General features: G+C 42.1%; 16 protein-coding genes and 1 pseudogene. 6 read left to right on the forward strand and 11 right to left on the reverse strand.

What is annotated here, in order from left to right; translation table 11 throughout:
- Positions 1 to 152 precede the first annotated feature (152 nt).
- The 6 genes and pseudogenes from RNZ41_RS05565 to RNZ41_RS05590 all read right to left on the reverse strand — a co-directional run bounded on the left by RNZ41_RS05565 (position 153) and on the right by RNZ41_RS05590 (position 4,466).
- On the reverse strand, positions 153 to 785 hold the full coding sequence (locus RNZ41_RS05565; RefSeq protein WP_314026773.1) for a Fe-S protein assembly co-chaperone HscB: 633 nt from the start codon (positions 783 to 785) through the stop codon (positions 153 to 155).
- Positions 786 to 836: 51 nt separating this feature from the next.
- The gene (gene iscA / locus RNZ41_RS05570) at positions 837 to 1,157 is read right to left on the reverse strand and encodes an iron-sulfur cluster assembly protein IscA (protein WP_083102176.1); all 321 of its coding nucleotides are present in this window, start codon (positions 1,155 to 1,157) and stop codon (positions 837 to 839) included.
- Between the two features lie 108 nt (positions 1,158 to 1,265).
- Positions 1,266 to 1,649 carry a Fe-S cluster assembly scaffold IscU gene (gene iscU, locus RNZ41_RS05575; RefSeq protein WP_050324430.1) on the reverse strand — a complete coding sequence of 128 codons (384 nt, stop codon included), beginning with the start codon at positions 1,647 to 1,649 and terminating at the stop codon, positions 1,266 to 1,268.
- Between the two features lie 101 nt (positions 1,650 to 1,750).
- Complete coding sequence (locus RNZ41_RS05580) at positions 1,751 to 2,968, reverse strand: IscS subfamily cysteine desulfurase (RefSeq protein WP_314026774.1); 1,218 nt, start codon at positions 2,966 to 2,968, stop codon at positions 1,751 to 1,753.
- 179 nt (positions 2,969 to 3,147) lie between these two features.
- Positions 3,148 to 3,579, reverse strand: a pseudogene (locus tag RNZ41_RS05585) (Rrf2 family transcriptional regulator); the annotation flags it as partial.
- Positions 3,580 to 3,803: 224 nt separating this feature from the next.
- On the reverse strand, positions 3,804 to 4,466 hold the full coding sequence (locus RNZ41_RS05590) for a hypothetical protein (RefSeq protein WP_314026775.1): 663 nt from the start codon (positions 4,464 to 4,466) through the stop codon (positions 3,804 to 3,806).
- 448 nt (positions 4,467 to 4,914) lie between these two features.
- Here RNZ41_RS05590 and RNZ41_RS05595 point away from each other — a divergent pair, with 448 nt between their 5' ends.
- Positions 4,915 to 5,187, forward strand: coding sequence for an HU family DNA-binding protein (locus RNZ41_RS05595; protein WP_007116691.1), 273 nt, complete (start codon positions 4,915 to 4,917; stop codon positions 5,185 to 5,187).
- 174 nt (positions 5,188 to 5,361) lie between these two features.
- Here RNZ41_RS05595 and RNZ41_RS05600 read toward each other — a convergent pair whose 3' ends face one another.
- Both RNZ41_RS05600 and RNZ41_RS05605 read right to left on the reverse strand, forming a co-directional pair.
- Positions 5,362 to 8,418: a lytic transglycosylase gene (locus RNZ41_RS05600; RefSeq protein ID WP_314026776.1), complete on the reverse strand. Its 3,057-nt coding sequence runs from the start codon at positions 8,416 to 8,418 to the stop codon at positions 5,362 to 5,364.
- A 227-nt stretch (positions 8,419 to 8,645) separates the two neighbouring features.
- On the reverse strand, positions 8,646 to 9,155 hold the full coding sequence (locus RNZ41_RS05605) for a hypothetical protein (RefSeq protein WP_007116693.1): 510 nt from the start codon (positions 9,153 to 9,155) through the stop codon (positions 8,646 to 8,648).
- Between the two features lie 346 nt (positions 9,156 to 9,501).
- Here RNZ41_RS05605 and yajC point away from each other — a divergent pair, with 346 nt between their 5' ends.
- The 5 genes from yajC to RNZ41_RS05630 all read left to right on the forward strand — a co-directional run bounded on the left by yajC (position 9,502) and on the right by RNZ41_RS05630 (position 14,394).
- Positions 9,502 to 9,846, forward strand: a complete 345-nt coding sequence (gene yajC, locus RNZ41_RS05610) for a preprotein translocase subunit YajC (RefSeq protein WP_081454568.1) — start codon at positions 9,502 to 9,504, stop codon at positions 9,844 to 9,846.
- A 169-nt stretch (positions 9,847 to 10,015) separates the two neighbouring features.
- A complete protein-coding gene (gene secD / locus RNZ41_RS05615; protein WP_060995021.1) occupies positions 10,016 to 11,911 on the forward strand; it encodes a protein translocase subunit SecD in 1,896 nt (631 codons plus the stop codon).
- Between the two features lie 10 nt (positions 11,912 to 11,921).
- Positions 11,922 to 13,184: a protein translocase subunit SecF gene (secF, locus tag RNZ41_RS05620; RefSeq protein ID WP_409950566.1), complete on the forward strand. Its 1,263-nt coding sequence runs from the start codon at positions 11,922 to 11,924 to the stop codon at positions 13,182 to 13,184.
- A gap of 69 nt (positions 13,185 to 13,253) precedes the next feature.
- Entirely contained in the window at positions 13,254 to 13,961 is a 708-nt protein-coding gene (locus RNZ41_RS05625; protein ID WP_062330425.1) for an AzlC family ABC transporter permease, read from the forward strand.
- A 61-nt stretch (positions 13,962 to 14,022) separates the two neighbouring features.
- The gene (locus RNZ41_RS05630; protein ID WP_062330423.1) at positions 14,023 to 14,394 is read left to right on the forward strand and encodes an AzlD domain-containing protein; all 372 of its coding nucleotides are present in this window, start codon (positions 14,023 to 14,025) and stop codon (positions 14,392 to 14,394) included.
- Positions 14,395 to 14,443: 49 nt separating this feature from the next.
- On the opposite strand, the gene purF is transcribed toward RNZ41_RS05630, so the two are convergent.
- The 3 genes from purF to RNZ41_RS05645 all read right to left on the reverse strand — a co-directional run bounded on the left by purF (position 14,444) and on the right by RNZ41_RS05645 (position 17,700).
- Positions 14,444 to 15,979, reverse strand: a complete 1,536-nt coding sequence (gene purF / locus RNZ41_RS05635; protein WP_060995018.1) for an amidophosphoribosyltransferase — start codon at positions 15,977 to 15,979, stop codon at positions 14,444 to 14,446.
- Positions 15,980 to 16,125: 146 nt separating this feature from the next.
- Positions 16,126 to 16,632, reverse strand: coding sequence for a CvpA family protein (locus RNZ41_RS05640; RefSeq protein ID WP_314026777.1), 507 nt, complete (start codon positions 16,630 to 16,632; stop codon positions 16,126 to 16,128).
- Positions 16,633 to 16,656: 24 nt separating this feature from the next.
- Positions 16,657 to 17,700, reverse strand: coding sequence for a quinone-dependent dihydroorotate dehydrogenase (locus RNZ41_RS05645; protein ID WP_219299492.1), 1,044 nt, complete (start codon positions 17,698 to 17,700; stop codon positions 16,657 to 16,659).
- Positions 17,701 to 17,871: the final 171 nt, after the last annotated feature.

The raw sequence follows: 17,871 nt of genomic DNA on the forward strand, positions 1-17,871 counted from the left end.
AAAAATAATTTGAAAATAAAACCAGCCTAGGTTATATCTTTAGCTTAGGTTGTATCTTTATTGAAAGTCAAAACGGATGGTATTATAAATTAAAAATATGATAAACCAAATAAATTAACCAATGCTAGGACGGCTTACCCTTTAATCATGATTTACACATACAAATCGTCATCATTATCAAAATTTTGCTTGGCTAATTCATCGGTGGTTTTTGCCACATCTGCTTGCAGTTTAACCAAAAACTGCAGTTTTTGAATGATATCTATCGCTTGCTTGGTTAAGGCATCATCATTGGCCTCAGCTGCATCTGAGTTATCAATTTTTTGATAAACTTCGTCAAAAGCAAGTTGATAATTACTTAGCCATTCGGTAAGTTTTTTGCTAAGCAAGGTAATACTTTGGCCATCAGCATCGTCTAAATCGATGCGAAATGACATGGCATCGTCTAGAAAGTCCAAATCACGAATCGGCTGATTAATAGATTGTGAAATGCCTTTGAGTGCCAATAAATGTGACGCGCGAGAATCGGGGTTTTTAAGCGTATTGTAGGCTTCATTAATAATAGCAGACGCTTGCTCAGGCTTTAGTGCGGATAATTTGGCGATTGATTCACGCAAAAAACCATCAGTGTTAGCAGATAGCGAAAGGGTTTGCTCAGCTACAGACGCATCAAGATTGTTATCAGGATGGAACTTAGATTGAAGTTGGCGAAGGGTCTGCTGAAGCTTGGCTATATCAATTTGATAGTGTTGGGGTACATTCATCAACTCAAAATAATTAACCATTTTCAACTTCCCCTACCGAGCCATCACTATACTGACAAAAAATATTAAAAACTAAACGGTGAAAGATTCACCACAGCCACACTCACCTTTTTGGTTTGGATTACTAAATTTAAAGCCTTCGTTGAGACCTTCTTTGACAAAATCCATTTTCAAACCATTAAGATAAACCAAGCTTTTTGGATCGATAAATACACTAACCCCGTTGCTTTCAAAACGTTGATCGTTAGGATCTGGCTCATCAACAAATTCCAGTACATAAGCTAAGCCGGAACAACCTGCGGTACGGATACCCACACGGATACCTTCGCCATGACCACGGTTTTGTAAAAAATCCCGTACATGTTCAGCTGCATCGTTTGATAATTCAATCACTTTACTACCCCATCTACTAATTTCAATCTTCAAGCGACTCACTTTAAGTAACTGAGCCAAAGTCTTATTGAGGATGAGTCAATAAGACTTTTAGAATCGTACAATCAATCAAGCATTGGCTTTAGATTTATAATCTTCAATCGCTGCTTTAATGGCGTCTTCTGCCAGCACTGAGCAGTGCACTTTAACCGGTGGCAATGCCAGCTCCTCTGCGATATCTTTGTTTTTAATTGCGCTAGCTTCATCCAGGGTTTTGCCTTTAAGCCACTCTGTCACCAATGAGCTTGATGCAATGGCTGAACCACAACCATAGGTTTTAAAGCGCGCATCTTCAATGATACCGTTATCACCCACTTGTATTTGTAGGCGCATCACATCACCACACGCTGGGGCACCGACCATACCGGTACCGACATTTTTGGCATCTTTATCTAAGTTTCCCACATTTCGTGGATTTTCATAATGGTCAAGCACTTTATCACTGTAGGCCATTTCATTTTCCTTTTGGCTGGTTACGTCAAACGTAACTGACTAATCTTTACTTATTAATTCGATTGAATAAATTTTTAATGGAAATTAATTTTTAATTCAAATTAATGTTCATTCCATTCCACACTATTTAAATCAACGCCTTCTTTATACATATCCCAAAGCGGTGATAAAGCGCGTAATTTTTCAACCGCGGTTCGCATCTCAGCAATCGCATGGTCAACATCTTCTTCGGTGGTATAACGTCCCAAACTAAAACGAATTGAACTGTGAGCAAGCTCATCTGACAATCCAATCGCCCGTAATACATAGGAAGGCTCAAGCGTCGCTGATGTACAAGCAGAACCCGATGAAACGGCAAAATCTTTCAATGACATCATCAACGATTCGCCTTCTACAAAGTTAAAGCTGATGTTGACGATGTTTGGAATACTGTGATTCATGTCACCATTAAGATAAATTTCATCAAGCTCTTTTAAGCCATCCCAAAGGCGTTGACGCAGTTTTGTCAATCTGGCTTCATCTTCTGCCATACGTTTGCCCGCAATGGCAAAGGCCTCACCCATCCCCACAATCTGATGCGTTGCCAAAGTACCTGAACGCATACCACGCTCATGACCACCACCTTGCATTTGAGATTTTAGACGCACACGTGGTTTGCGGCGAACATATAAAGCACCAATACCTTTAGGGCCATAAATTTTATGGGCAGAAAAACTCATCAAATCAACTTTTAATTCCTCTAAATCAATCGGAGTTTTACCAGCTGCCTGCGCCGCATCGACATGAAAAATAATACCTTTTTCACGTGTGATTTCACCAATCGCCGCAACATCTGTTAGGGTGCCAAGTTCGTTGTTAACCATCATTAGGGTCACTAAAATAGTATCTTCACGAATAGCCTCTTTCACTTGGTCAACCGTGATCAGACCTGTCTTTGGCTGTGGGTCTAAATAAGTAATTTCAAAACCTTCTGTTTCTAATTCACGGCAGACGTCTAGCACAGCTTTATGTTCAATTTTACTGGTAATGATATGTTTACCTTTACCACTATAAAATTGCGCCGCCCCTTTAATCGCCAAATTGTCTGACTCAGTAGCCCCTGAAGTAAATACAATTTCACGTGGATCGGCGTTGATTAATTCTGCGATTTGCTCACGGGCAGTTTCAACCGCTTCCTCAGCTTGCCAACCAAACCCGTGCGAACGCGAGGCAGGATTACCAAACACGCCATCAAAGGTCATGTATTTCATCATCTTTTGGGCGACTTGCTCATCAATTGGTGTGGTCGCGGCATAATCTAAATAGACTAATTTATTCATGCTAACAAATTCTCCCCAGAATTTTGTTTTAAGGTTTTGCTGTTATCAGCTAATGAATGATTATTACTAATATTACTAACTTTAGTGGTGCTATGCTTTGCCCGTTGTAATACGGGTGCTTCTGTCATTGGGTTTGCCGCAGACTGATTTTTATCCTGCATGTCTTCAACCATCAAAATTTGACGCTCAGAAATTTCACGGATAATTTGACGATTAATAAGTGTATCTAGTGTCACGGTGGACAAATAGTTTTCAATTTGCTCAGACAATCCATTCCATAAATCATGGGTTAAACACATGGCGCCGTCTTGGCAGTTGCCTTTGCCTTCGCAAGCTCTAGCATCCACCGACTCATCAACCGCTGAAATAATGGTCATAATCGAGATTTCATTGATGGGTTTGGCAATATGGTAACCGCCTGACGCACCGCGAGTGCTCACGACTAACCCTTTTTTACGCAGCTTTGAAAACAACTGCTCAAGATAAGAAATAGAAATCTCTTGACGTTTTGCGATATCAGACAATGACACAGCCAATTCATGTTTTTGCTCTTGCAATGCCAAATCTAGCAGCGCCGTCACTGCATAGCGTCCTCGGGTTGTCAATCGCATAGTAGCCCCACTTAAGTTAAAAATTTAAATCCGTTCAAGCACAGTAAGCTGTGAAAACACGTTTTATGGTTGGTATGGCTATTATATGAAAATCCGAGTCTTTTAGTCAAGATTAATTCTTACTAAAACACTCGGATTTATTTATTTCTCGGATTTATTTACTCAATGATAAGCGATTTTTTATCAAAGCAATTTTTTATCAAAGTAATATAGGAGAATGGGTGTTATTTTACTACCCAACCAATCGCACAAATGATGAATAATACAAAAAATGCAATTGCCGCGCGTTTCATCCATTTATTTTTACTGTTTAATTCTACAATTTGTGCTTCAAGCGCTGTGTTTTGTAGGGCTGCGGCATTAACTTGGCTATTGAGTGCCTCGACTTGTTGTTTATAGTCAGCATCGGTTTTGATAGGTTTTTTGACTTTTTGCTTGTCTTTATCACCTTTGACTGCTTTTGTGATGACTTGTAATAGCTGATTGATACCAATTTGATGTAAAAAAGCCTTCACCTCTGCCATCTTTTGTGCTTCGCCGCGGATTTGTAGCTGTTCAATGGCTTTGGGCTGATTGGTAAATAAATTCTGTGCAATTTGCCAAGTAAAGCCATTGATGGTCACATCGACCTGCTGAGAAGGCTGTAATTGACTGTCTAACAAAATGCCGTTAACGGTAAAAGTCACATAAAAAGTGACGCTTGGGATATAAGCGTGAATACGAACGACGGTATTGGTAGTGGCTAAAGGATAAACAGTCTTACGAAGATCTGCATCAAAACGTAGCAACAGGGTCAGCAAGGTTTCAATAATCACTAATACCACATTGAGCGCTGTCGTGGCTATATTGCTTGGGGCATTGGTCGAAGTTTGAAAATTATCGTTCATTAAATTTCCACAAAATTAATCAAATATGGGTTTTGTAATTTGTCGATAGTGTAACTTCAAAAGGGTATTAATAACATTAATTATTGTAAGTCTGGTACAAAACACTGTCAGGCGCTGAGTATTAGTCAAGAAATCATTGCGAGATTGATTTTTAGCCACTTTTATTCACTATAGCTGTATATATCAATTTTTAGCGGTTTTTGTTGAAATAAAATGTTATCGTTTGGTGTGCCAACCGCTATATTTTGCAAAAACACGTTAATCAATGCTTAATTGCACAGAAATTATGATTAAACTGCTTGTGAAGCCGTTGGAGTTTACTTATAATCGAATCATAATTACTTATGCAGCACTTGATACTCAAGGCTTTGAGCCTAATTACTTGTCAAGCGTATGCTTTGTATATATAACGTTTATTTTCATCCCTAAAAATTTGAAGGATATTCTTATGAATAAGTCAGAATTAGTTGATAGCATTGCTAAAAAAAGTGGTCTTTCTAAAGCCCAATCAACTGAAGCATTAAATGCCTTTATCGCAACGATTGGCGAAGCGATGAAAGCCAATGATACCGTGTCACTGGTTGGCTTTGGTACGTTTAGCGTAAAAGAACGCCAAGCACGTACAGGTCGTAACCCACAGACTAAAGAAGAAATCCAAATCCCAGCAAGCAAAGTCCCAAGCTTTAAAGCAGGTAAAAGTTTAAAAGATATGGTTAATTAATTAACCCTTATCTCTTTATAGCTGAAAAAGCGTATTTTTAATTAAATACGCTTTTTTATTGCCTATTATTTCCTTGCTAAGTATAAAAACTAAACTATAAAAACTGGGCAAAAACTTAAGTAAAAAACCACTATTTTTACATAGTGGTTTTTTATTTTATAAACTATAGTTAACCTATTTTGGCACTGTAATGGTTTGACCCACTTTTAGCGATGCTGTTGGTGACAAGTTATTTAAACTAGCCAACTCTTTAGGACTGACGCCAAAGCGTCCTGCCAAAGAGATTAAGCCTTCGCCTGGTTTGACTTTATAGGTTGTTGTGGTTTTTGGAATTTTGATATTTTGACCAATCAATAACGACTCATTACCTTTTAAATTATTTAAAGCGGCAAGCTCACTTTTAGAAACGCCATATTTTGCACTCAAGTTTGTCAGACTATCACCTGATTTTACTTGGTAGCCTTGTGCCTCACCACGACTATATTTACTTACTGGCTTTGACGCTGGCTTGTTATCATCCTCTGATTGGGTATCTTTGGCTGTTTTGGTCTCTTTTTTTGTTTCTTTTTTGCTCTCTGGTTTTGCAGAGTCCTGCTTGCTCATCGGTTCGCGGGTCGCTGTCACACTAGCCACCGTACCCAATCCTGCTTGAGGAATAACCAGTTTTTGCCCTTGAATTAAATTTGCCGTCGGTTTTAGATAATTGGCTTTGGCTAAAGCTGCTACCGTTAAATCAAAGTTATTGGCGACGCTACCTAAGCTATCACCTGGGCGTACCGTGTAGTTAATCGATTTGCCAGCTAGCGCATATTTGACCTTTTCAACTGTGACAGGCACGATGATGACTTGTCCTTTTTGCACACGATAATTGGTGTTAAAACCGTTGACATCGGCAATGTCTTTGGGCGATACGGACAGTCGATCAGCGATACCCGACAAGGTATCACCCGTCTGAACCGTATAACGACTGGATACCGGTTGCACTTCGGCTCTAGTAGGGGCAGGCTTTTGCGCTACTGGCTGTGCCACTGGCGGCTTTGGCATTTTGTCTGAAATTAACCACAAGTTTTGGTTGGTACGCACTTGATAAGTTACTGGTAAATTATTGAATTTTGCTAACTCACCGACATTTAGATCAAACTTGTCAGCGATGCCTGTCAAGGTATCCCCCGCTTGCACGATATAGCTATTGGCTTTACGTTTTGGCGCTTCTGCTACTTTGGGTTCGATAGGCTTGGCGTTGTATAAGTAAAGTGTTGAACCTGCTAGCAAGGCGGCATTTGGGTCAATTTGGTTCCATTCAGCGATATCTCGCCAATTCACACCCATACGACTGGCGATATTTGCCAAGGTGTCGCCAGCTTTGACTTGATAGATGCTGCGTGTGCCGCTCGGACGTTTTTTGGCAGCCGGCTTGCTAACCGTGACAGCATTGCTTTCACTGGCGGTATTGGATTTGCTCGTGGTCACTTGCGCCGTGTTTGGTGCTTTACCATTTAAGCTCGACGCTTGGGTAATTTTGACCTCTTTTGGCAACACCACTGGCGGCTCTTCGTAACTGAGTTTTTTGGTTTCGCCTTTGGCTTCTAATATAGCTTGCTGGGTCTGGATGGCATTGAGCTTGATATTACCATCGGTAGGGTTAATCGCTTGCTCTACTTGGGGTGCGGTTTTTTCGATTTCTTTAGCAATCAAGTTACGCTCTTGATTGGATAAAGGTGGTTCTTGCACCACGGTGTTGTTGGCAGTAACAACGGCTGAAGTGGTTGGTAATGTATTGGTAGACTGCATTTCAGCGGTCACTATTTTTTGCTCAGTGGCGGTAATCGGTGGTTCTTTGATTACTGTATTGCGGCTTTGGATGCTTGGTGTACTAGGAATGGGGGCGATATAAGTCGTGGTTTGGTTTTTAACCATACTAGTTGCCATCGCCGCCAAATCGCTGCTAGACGATGGCAAATTAACTGTTTCTTTTTTACTATAGGCTTGTTTGGCAGCACTCAGTGAATCACCCTGACTTGTGGTGGTAGTTCGGGTTTGATTGCCAAAATTTGTGGTCGGTGTGTTATAAGTCGGTGTAACAGTTTTAGGCGTGACATAGCTATTGTTTGCCAAATAACCTTGTTGACTCATATAACCATTACCGCGTAATTGGGTGATTTTACGGTCAATTGATTGATTGAGATCATTGGGAATCAAAATACGGCTTGGGCCCGACATATCTACCGTACCTGCAATCAACGCAGGATTTAGGGCGCGCAGTTCATCGTAGCTTACGCCTGTCAGGCTGCTAATTTCGTGCAAGCTCACGCCAACATTGGCAGGGACACTTCTAAAATGCTGACGGTTCGCAATTGCGGGTAAATACACATTGTAGGTGCTCGGATTTTTGACAATTTGCGCCACTGCCAAAAACCGAGGGACATAGTTCATCGTTTCAGTGGGTAATTTGAGCGACCAATAATCCGTTGGTAGACCACGTGCTGCATTATAATTAATCGCGGATTGGACACGGCCTGGACCGGCATTGTAGGATGCCAATGCCAACTCCCAACTACCAAACTGGTTATACAAAGCCGTCAAAAAGTCATAAGCGGCACGGGTTGACTCAATCACATCACGGCGACCATCAAAGGTGCTGGTTTGATTCAACCCATAAATACGACCTGTACTTGGAATAAACTGCCATAACCCTGCAGCAGAGGCATTACTATTGGCATTGGGGTCATAAGAGCTTTCAATCACAGGCAATAATGCCAGTTCTGTTGGGATATTGCGACGTTCAGCTTCGCGCACTGTGTAGTATAAATAGCGGCTAGCACGCGCTGTTAAGCGGTTTAGATAGTCTTGGCGGCTAATAAACCAACTTTTTTGCGCTTCAATACGCGGATCGTACACATTCGAGTTCATACGAAAATTGACGCGCAGTCTATCCCACAAATTACCATAGCGCTGAACCAACAAAGCGTTATTCTCTACCATGGTCATGTCGGTGGCTTCAAGCAGGCCTTCCAGTTCATCCAAACTATCCATATCCAGTAGCGCCGCATTTTCTTGCGCGCTACGCACCGTGCTTTTGCTGTGACTGGATGATCCAATCATGGGTTTACCCGCTGGACTGGTGGTGCTGGTGGTTGGCGCACTGCTACAGGCTGCCAAAATAATAGAGGAAATAGCTAAACTTAACGGTTTGATAGTTTTTTTTGATGAATGGCTTATCGAAAGCAACATGATGATTCCTAGCTCTTTTTTGCAATTTAGATGTAGGACATATATCCATCTCATAGCGTAACACTATGAAAGAATATAAGCTAAAATTTGACATTATAAATAAAAAAACGGCTGTGATTTCAAGCCAGTGAAATTAAATATTGGCGGAAATTATACTAGAATCCATAAAAAAAGTGGCACAAAACTTTTGCACCACCCTGTTTAACACCACTTTTAACACCACTAAATTAGTGCTTTTCAATCACAAGTTGACTAATCGCCCTAGACAATAACACCGAGTTACCGCTTTCAGCAAAGGTAATACGTGAAGTTGTTACTAAACGTGTCGTCAGGTTATTTTCGACGATGACTTCTGTGGTTATGGCATCTGCTTTGGCATGGTTACCGCTAAATACCACATTATTTAATTGTATATCATAGCCATATTGCGTTGCTTTTGACCAGTTGTTTTGCAAGAGGTTTAAATAATTGCTTTTATTTAAGGTGGTGGTTTTTCTTTTACGCGAAACAGATATCAATGCATCATCTGCTACTAGGTTTGCAACGCGCGAAATACTTTTGGCATTTGCTGCAGCCGCCATCGCAGTACCGTAATTGTCGATATCACGCTGGGTGATTTCAGCGTTTGCCAGCGTTGGGACGGTTAACGAAGTCGCGATGACTAGACCTAGCCATAGTTTTGACTTTACTTGCTTTCGGATTTTATCAATCGGTTGAAAATTTAACGTGATACTCATGAGATTTTCCTTCAATTGGTAACACCCAATTGTTTGACCCTAAAAGAAATAATTTGTTACAACTAAGCATAGCATAACCATTAATTTTATTGTTACGTCATTGTTAATTATCAAGCATAAAATAGTGAATAACCCCGATAAAAATTTTTGAACTTATTATCCAAAACCATCCAAAATCGCTGGATTGCCAAATCAATCATCGTTTTTACAGCGGTGAATTATTTCAGCAAACTAGGGTTAATCATTTATTAATTTGGCTAAATCGGTTATCATTATAGGTTGTTTTTATCACCATTTTATGACTAAATCTCAATTTAAGGGTATTTCAATTATGCTACTTACCGCTATTTTAGCATTTATCCAATCTGCCCATGCGGAAGGTGCGGCGGCAGCGCCTACTGGAACGGGTGCTTCCACCATTATGCAAATGCTATTGCCATTGGCTTTTTTTGCTATTTTTTATTTTATTATTATCCGACCACAAAGCCGTCGTAACAAAGAGCATCGTCAAATGATTGATGCCATTAAAGAAGGCAATGAAGTGGTATTTGCCGGTGGCTTGATGGGAAAAATCAAAAAACTTCAAGGTGAATATGCGGTTGTGGCATTAAATACTACCCAAGAGGTGATGGTGCAACGTGCCTCAATCATTTCGGTATTGCCTGTGGGTACCATTGATAGTCTTAAATAATTGCTGATGCAGCTCACCTGTCAGGTTGGCGACCTAGCATTCTGTTAAGTTGCCAACTGGCTATTATGATATTGTACTGCCTTGTTGATCGCGGTTAATAGCCCTACGGTTAATAAACCTAGTAGAACAACTAGTTACCTAAAAAAATCAAGTTTAAGAAGTCAAGATTATGCACTACCCTGCTTGGAAATACTTTTTAATCGGCATTGTGCTGCTACTGAGCACCCTGTATGCCCTACCAAACCTTTATCCAGACAAGCCCGCCGTTCAAATCACGGGGGCTTCCGCTAGTACCACATTGACCAATGATGTGCTAAAGCAAGCGGAAACCATCCTAAATGCCGCCAATATTCCAACCAAAAACAACAGTTTTGATGGTAAATCAGCTTTGTTAAAAATTGGTGATGAGTCGACTGAAACGCAGCTTAAAGCGCAACAAGTGCTAAAAGAAAAGCTTGGCGACAATTACGTGGTGGCACTAAACTTGGCACAAACCACGCCAGCATGGCTACGTAATATTGGCGGCAATCCTATTAAATTAGGCTTGGACTTGCGGGGTGGTGTACGGTTTGTACTAGAAGTCGATATGAGCAAAACCGTCTCTCAGCGTTTGGAAAACTTAACTCGAGATATCCGTACAGAGCTACGCAACCAAAAAATTGCCGTGACCAATTTACAAGCAGGGCAAAATAATCTGACTTTAAACTTTGTCGATAATGCCGCGCGTGATCAAGCCATTAATGTGTTACGTAGTCGCTTTGGGACAAATTACGAATTACAACCGCTCATCAATGCGGGGGGTCCAGCGATTAACATGACCTTGACCCAGTCGACGATTTCACAAATATCTCAAGATGCGGTCACCCAAAACTTGACGACTTTACGAAACCGTATTAATGAGCTAGGCGTGGCTGAAGCCGTGGTGCAATCCCAAGGTGCCAACCGTATTGTGGTGGAATTACCCGGGGTACAAGATACCGCAGAAGCCAAACGGGTCATTGGTCGTACTGCCAATCTAGAATTTCGTATGGTGTCTGACCAAAACAATACTTTCCAAGCCAATCCATCTGGGGTATTGCCTGCAGGCACTGAAGCCTATTCATTTGGTGAAGTCGATAGCCCACAAAAAACCTTATTGGAACGTCAAGCTGTGGTCACCGGTCGAAACGTACAGGATGCCCAAGCAGGGATGGATCAAAATGGTCGCCCCCAAGTGAATATCACGCTGGATAACGCAGGTGGTCGTTTGATGCAAAACACCACAGCAAAATCAGTGGGCAAACAAATGGCGGTGCTGTTTATTGAAAATAAGCAGCGTGTCACCTTCCAGCCAGACCCAGTGACGGGTCAAAATAAAGAAGTAAGAACACCTTACGCAGAAAGCCATATTATCAATCAAGCGACCATTCAAGGCGTCTTTGGCTCAACTTTCCAAATCACGGGCTTAGATAGTAATGCAGAAGCCTCAGAGCTGGCTTTGTTACTTCGTGCAGGTGCGCTAGCGGCGCCCATGTATTTTGTTGAAGAACGTACTATTGGTCCATCATTGGGGCAAGATAACATCCAAAAAGGTATGTTCTCTACCCAAGTCGGCTACTTACTCGTGTTCTTATTTATGATTATCTTTTATCGTTTATTTGGTTTGATTGCCAATATCGCGTTGATTTTTAACTTAATGATGATTTTAGCCATCATGTCATTGATTGGTTCTGCCCTGACATTGCCGGGTATCGCAGGTATTGTGTTAACCATCGGGATGGCGGTGGATGCCAACGTACTGATATTTGAACGCATCCGCGAAGAGCTTGCCAACGGCGCCAGACCTAAATCTGCGATTGTGGCGGGTTTTAACCGCGCATTTACCAGTATTTTTGATGCGCAGCTAACTACCTTGATTGTCGCATTTATTTTATTTGCGATTGGTACAGGCCCGATTAAAGGTTTTGCTGTCACCTTAGCCATTGGTATTGCCAGCTCTATCTTCACCTCAGTGACCGTCACGCGTGCACTGGTACAGTTAGCTTATGGCTACCGCAAAACTGTCAAACGCCTAAGTATTGGTTAAGGAGCGAATAATGAATGATGACAAGTTAGAGGATCTAGAGGGTTTAGACGGCTCAGAACCCATCAACGTCGAGCAAAAACTCTCAGAGCTCGGCGTACGTCGTAGTGATGAAATGACATCAAATACACAGCACCGCAAAACGCCGCGCCGTAATGGTAAAGGGGTGAATAAAAATTTGGTCAAGCAACCTGCCAACTCCTCCGATACAACAACCCAAAACGCTGGGTTAGCGGTGGCTAACGCTGCCAGCGCTGAATTTTCGGCAGAGGATTTTGGCGGTGAAAAATTCTTTGCCGGTCGGCGTATCATTAATTTTTTGAAAGTATCTAAACCTTTTGCCATATTATCTGCCATCTTAACGATTCTGGCTTTGGTCGCTATTTTAACCAAAGGTTTAAATCTAGGCTTGGACTTTACTGGCGGTGTGTCAGCCACGGTTGTTTATGAGCAACCCGTGCAACAAGCCCAAGTTCAGTCAGCCTTAACGAGCCATAAAATCAATGACAGTGTGGTGCAATATTTGGGCAGTAACAAAGAAATTCTGGTACGCCTGCCCCCGCAAAAACAAATCGAAGGGTTATCAAACTCTCTCGATGCTGCATTAGATTTACCCAATAACAATGCCACCATCAAGAATATTGACGTGGTTGGCAGTCAAGTAGGTAATGAGATTTATATCAGCTCCTTGGGGGCAACGGCACTGGCATTACTGTGTATGTTTATTTATGTGATGGTGCGCTTCCAAGCCAAATTAGCCTTAGGCGCGGTGTTGGCGTTATTTCATGATAGTATTATCACCGTGGGTATTTTCGCACTTTTCGGATGGCCGTTTGATTTGACCGTGCTTGCCGCGGTGTTATCACTGATTGGTTATTCGATTAACGATACCATCGTGGTCTTTGACCGTATCCGTGAGAATTTTCGCCGTGTCCGTGGTGCGAGCCCAACGCAAATTGTCAATCTATCGCTCACTGAAACGCTACGTCGTACTATTATGACCATTTCAACGGTGTTGCTAGTGGTGGTCGCGATGCTGCTGCTTGGCGGCGAAAGCTTACATTGGTTCTCAGTAGCATTGCTCATTGGCTTGATTTTAGGTACTTTCTCATCGGTGTATATCGCCAGTGCGATTCCACTGTGGCTAGGTATGTCGCGCAAAGACTTTATTGTGGAAGTCAAACCAGAATTTGTTGAGGACGAAGTGGTTTTTGAAGACCGCAATGCGCCTATCAATGCGCCTATGTACGACAACAAAGCGTTAGATAATCAATAAATGATTTGAGCGGTAAAATACCCTACTTGCTAGGGTATTTTTATGGCTAGAATCTAAACAAGAATAGCAATGATGACAAATGAATTAATGAAAAATGGGTTATGGCAACAGGCGTTTAAAGTAAGTTTTCCTGTGGCAATGGGTTATATCCCTGCGGGGATTGCCTTTGGCGTGTTGTTTGTGGCAGCAAAACTTCCTATATGGGCGGCGATTTTATCTAGTGTGGTGTTATATGCGGGTGCGGCGCAATATGCTTCTATTACGCTGTTAGCGGGTGGGGTTGGAATCTCAACCATCGCCAGCAATACTTTAGCGATAAATTTGCGCCATGCTTTCTATGCCATTCCTTTATTAAAACAATTACCAACCAATCCTATCAGTCGATTTTATTGCTTGTTTGCGTTAACCGATGAAACTTTTTCCGTGTTAACCACCCTTCATGAAAATGAACGCCAAAGACTCATACTACCTGTGAGTTTGCTCAATCAGTGTTATTGGGTTATCGGTACTATATTGGGCATTTTGCTGGGTGAAGGGCTCAATGATTGGGTGCCCCATTTGGATTTTGCGTTAGTGTGCTTATTTGCTATTTTAGCCTACGAGCAGTTTAAAGCAGTCAAGGCTTACTATCCCATCTTCATCGCCATCATTGCGTTCACAGCGGCGTTTTATTTTATATCCGATTGGCTTTTACTATCAGCGATTTGCGTGAGTTTGGGACTCATTATCATCCACTTTTTTATGAGCAATAAATCTGCTCATGAGCAAGCTCTCTGATAGTACAAGCTACCTGACAGCTCAACCGCCAAAAAAATTATCCATTAATCGTTAGAATATTATGAACACACCACCTGATAACGTTTATTTAGTCGCCGCTACTTTTGCCATGGCTTTGGTGACTTTTCTCACCCGCTTGACCCCGATAATTTTGCCAAAGCGTTTATTGGATGCCCCCTTGTTGCTCGCGGTGAATAAAGCATTGCCATTATCCGTGATGACGCTGTTGATTTTAACTTCTTTGCATTGGCAGCATCCTGAGCCTATAAGTATGAGTCTAAGCTTATCACCCTTACTTGTGGCAGAGATATTGGCGCTTTTAGTGGTGTTACTCAGCTATCATTGGAAAAAGCAATTACTGCTAAGTATGCTCGTGGGGATTGCTAGCCTTAATGGATTTTTATGGGGATTGAATCTGATAGGTTTTCAATAGCTATAAAAAAAAGCCCTACTTGGGCTTTTTTTTATGAAGGATAACTTATTTATACCTCGGTTTGCACCCCGACGATATCCACAGGCGTATCAGCCACGTCTTGTATCCCAGATTTTTTCTGTTTGGCTTTATCACTGCGTTTACGCTGTAATTCATCCAAATAATCTTCATCAATACCACCAGCGATGTATTTGCCATCAAATACCGAACAGTCAAATTTTTTGGCATCGCTGTGTTTGTCTTGTACCGCTTCAATCAAATCATCCAAATCTTGGAATATCAAACGATCCGCGCCGATGATTTTACACACTTCTTCCACACTATGACCTGAGGCAATCAGCTCATTGCGCGCTGGCATGTCAATACCATACACATTGGGATATTTGACCGGTGGCGCGGCACTGGCAAAATACACATTATTGGCGCCTGCATCACGTGCCATTTGGATAATCTCGTGGCAAGTCGTGCCACGTACAATTGAATCATCGACCAACAATACGTTTTTATTTCTAAATTCAAAAGGCACCGCGCTTAATTTTTGACGGACCGATTTTTTGCGCTGCTGTTGACCTGGCATAATAAAAGTGCGACCGATATAACGGTTTTTCATAAAGCCTTCACGGTATTTTACGCCTAGATGCTGGGCAAGTTCCATCGCAGAAGTACGTGAGGTATCGGGAATAGGGATAACCACATCAATCCCGTGATCTTCGCCCCATTCTTTGATGATCTTCTGCGCTAACGACTCGCCCATACGCATACGGGCTTTATAAACAGAAATATTATCAATAATCGAATCTGGGCGGGCAAAATAGACATATTCAAAAATACAAGGTCTAAACTCTTTGGCTTCGACACATTGGCGACTAAAGAAGTTATTGTTTTCATCAATAAAAATCGCTTCACCAGGCTTCACATCTCGAACGATATCAAAACCCAATGCGGTTAACGCAACTGACTCAGATGCCACCACATATTCAAAACCGCCATTTTCCGCTAATCGTTGACCAAAAATCAGCGGACGAATACCATTGGGGTCACGAAATGCCAAAATACCATAGCCTGTAATCATAGCGACTACCGCATACGCGCCTTCGATACGTTTGTAGACGGATGTCATCGCTTCAAAAATATCATCGGGGCTTGGATGCTGGATACCGAGTTTTTGCATCTCATGCGCTAGCACATTGAGCAAGACTTCTGAATCAGAATCGGTATTAATATGGCGCATATCTTCCATAAACAGTTCTTTGGCAATCTCTTCTGCGTTGGTCAAATTACCATTATGCGCCAAGGTAATACCATACGGCGAATTGACATAAAAAGGCTGAGCTTCCGCACTGCTAGACGTACCTGCCGTTGGGTAGCGTACATGCCCGATGCCTTGATGACCGACAAGACGCATCATATGACGGGTCATAAACACATCGCGCACCATGCCATTTTCTTTACGCAAAAACAGACGACCATCTTGACATGTCACAATACCCGCGGCATCTTGCCCGCGATGCTGCAGCATAGTCAGCGCATCGTATAGCATTTGATTAACTTCACTGTGAGCGGCTATACCGACAACTCCACACATATTTTACCCCTTTAATTTTTCACCGATGGCTATGAGACCTGATGAAAAGAGACCTGATGAAAATTGAATGAAACTACCTTATTTGGCGGCTTAGAAGATGTTAGCCGTCAGTTAAACTTACCAATGCTATTGGCCCATTTGCCCCACTATTGCCCCATTTTATCGGCAGCGGTTTTCCCCAGATTGGCAGCAAGCTGTTGGGTGATTTGGGTCGCAAAAGGTGCCATTGGCAGTAGCGCATTGGCAAACTTAGACTGCTGCCAAAAGTCACGTTGACCGACAAAAGGCGCCAATAAACTCAGCACCATCAACACAATGACCAAATTTTTGACCAAGCCAAACCCCGCGCCCGCCAATTTATCTAGGATGCTCAGTCTAAGCCCCTGCAAGGTTTTACTCATCACCCATAATACGATTTGCAGTCCCACGATGACAAATAAGCCAATTGCTAAAAATGCCGCAATAATACTAAGGCCAGTTGAGCCCGTCAGCGAAACAAAAAACGGCGCTAAAGGTTTTGCCAAATAACTGGCTAGCAGCAGTGCTAATAGCCAACCAAACATGCCCACCAGTGAGCGCATCAAGCCATTATTAAATCCCTGCCACAACCCGATAAACAATACAAACAACACTAGCATATCTAACAAAGTCATCGGGTCAAGCTCGTATCATGGGATTTACAAAGTAGACGGTGAATGTTGGCTTAAACGATAACCGTCAATGGCTTCCACACAGGTTTGAATAAGCTCAGGTCCTTCATAAATCAAACCACTATAGAGCTGAATCAAATCAGCACCTGCTTCAATCTTTTTAACCGCACGTTGACCATTGTCAATACCGCCTACACCAATAAGCGCAACTGAGCTCGGTAAGCGTTCGGCAAACTGCTCAAGAACTTGGGTACTACGGTGACTGAGTGGTCGACCTGATAGCCCGCCTGCTTCTTGACTGATTTTGTAGTCTTCTACCCCATTACGGCTTAAGGTGGTATTGGTGGTAATCAGCCCATCAATATCAAAACGCACCAATTCTTTGGCAATATAATCAATTTGGTCTTCTTCCAAATCTGGGGCAACTTTCAGTACCAATGGCACATAATACTGATGTTGGCTAGCGAGTTGGCTGTGGCGTGATTTGATGCCATCAAGCAGCGCCGTGAGCGCATCACCACTTTGCAAGTCACGCAGGTTTTTGGTATTGGGAGAGGAGATATTCACTGTAATATAAGACGCGTAAGGATACACTCGCTCTAGACAATAAATATAGTCATCTAGGGCATTTTCAACAGGCGTGCTGGCATTTTTGCCAATGTTAATACCCAAAATGCCTTGATATTTTGCACGCTTAACTTGCTCGATGAGATAATCGACGCCTTTATTATTAAATCCCATGCGATTGATAATGGCATGGGCTTCTTTGATACGAAATAGACGGGGTTTTTCGTTGCCAGGCTGTGGTTTTGGGGTAATCGTACCAATTTCGATGTAGCCAAAACCCAATGCCGCTAACGCATCGATATATTCGCCGTTTTTATCAAGCCCGGCTGCCAAACCAACCGGATTGGTAAAGGTTAACCCCATACATTCTGTCGTCAATTCTTGCTTACCGTACAAAAACCCGAGCATCCCAAATTTTTGCGATTTTTCGAGTAATGATAACGTGATTTCGTGGGCTTTTTCAGGATCGGTGTTAAATAAGAACGGACGAAGAAAGGCATACATAGTTGAATAAGCACTCACATTACATGGGTGAATCTAATTGACTCTGCCCTTTATACAAGCAGAACTAACCTATTTAGCTTGAGAGATAGCACCCGTTAACGCGCTGTCTAGACTATCTCGTCAAAATCAGAAAAGCTATTATATCAGTGTTGACGCTAAATAAACACCTGC

Origin of the sequence: Moraxella sp. DOX410, from assembly GCF_032248735.1 — a bacterium.
Taxonomy (GTDB): domain Bacteria; phylum Pseudomonadota; class Gammaproteobacteria; order Pseudomonadales; family Moraxellaceae; genus Faucicola; species Faucicola tetraodonis.

Coding starts and splice junctions, on each gene's coding strand:
- RNZ41_RS05565 (WP_314026773.1), bottom strand. CDS start 785: ATGGTTAATTATTTTGAGTTGATGAATGTACCCCAACACTATCAAATT.
- iscU (WP_050324430.1), bottom strand. CDS start 1,649: ATGGCCTACAGTGATAAAGTGCTTGACCATTATGAAAATCCACGAAAT.
- RNZ41_RS05580 (WP_314026774.1), bottom strand. CDS start 2,968: ATGAATAAATTAGTCTATTTAGATTATGCCGCGACCACACCAATTGAT.
- RNZ41_RS05590 (WP_314026775.1), bottom strand. CDS start 4,466: ATGAACGATAATTTTCAAACTTCGACCAATGCCCCAAGCAATATAGCC.
- RNZ41_RS05595 (WP_007116691.1), top strand. CDS start 4,915: ATGAATAAGTCAGAATTAGTTGATAGCATTGCTAAAAAAAGTGGTCTT.
- RNZ41_RS05600 (WP_314026776.1), bottom strand. CDS start 8,418: ATGTTGCTTTCGATAAGCCATTCATCAAAAAAAACTATCAAACCGTTA.
- RNZ41_RS05605 (WP_007116693.1), bottom strand. CDS start 9,155: ATGAGTATCACGTTAAATTTTCAACCGATTGATAAAATCCGAAAGCAA.
- secD (WP_060995021.1), top strand. CDS start 10,016: ATGCACTACCCTGCTTGGAAATACTTTTTAATCGGCATTGTGCTGCTA.
- secF (WP_409950566.1), top strand. CDS start 11,922: ATGAATGATGACAAGTTAGAGGATCTAGAGGGTTTAGACGGCTCAGAA.
- RNZ41_RS05625 (WP_062330425.1), top strand. CDS start 13,254: ATGATGACAAATGAATTAATGAAAAATGGGTTATGGCAACAGGCGTTT.
- RNZ41_RS05630 (WP_062330423.1), top strand. CDS start 14,023: ATGAACACACCACCTGATAACGTTTATTTAGTCGCCGCTACTTTTGCC.
- purF (WP_060995018.1), bottom strand. CDS start 15,979: ATGTGTGGAGTTGTCGGTATAGCCGCTCACAGTGAAGTTAATCAAATG.
- RNZ41_RS05640 (WP_314026777.1), bottom strand. CDS start 16,632: ATGACTTTGTTAGATATGCTAGTGTTGTTTGTATTGTTTATCGGGTTG.
- RNZ41_RS05645 (WP_219299492.1), bottom strand. CDS start 17,700: ATGTATGCCTTTCTTCGTCCGTTCTTATTTAACACCGATCCTGAAAAA.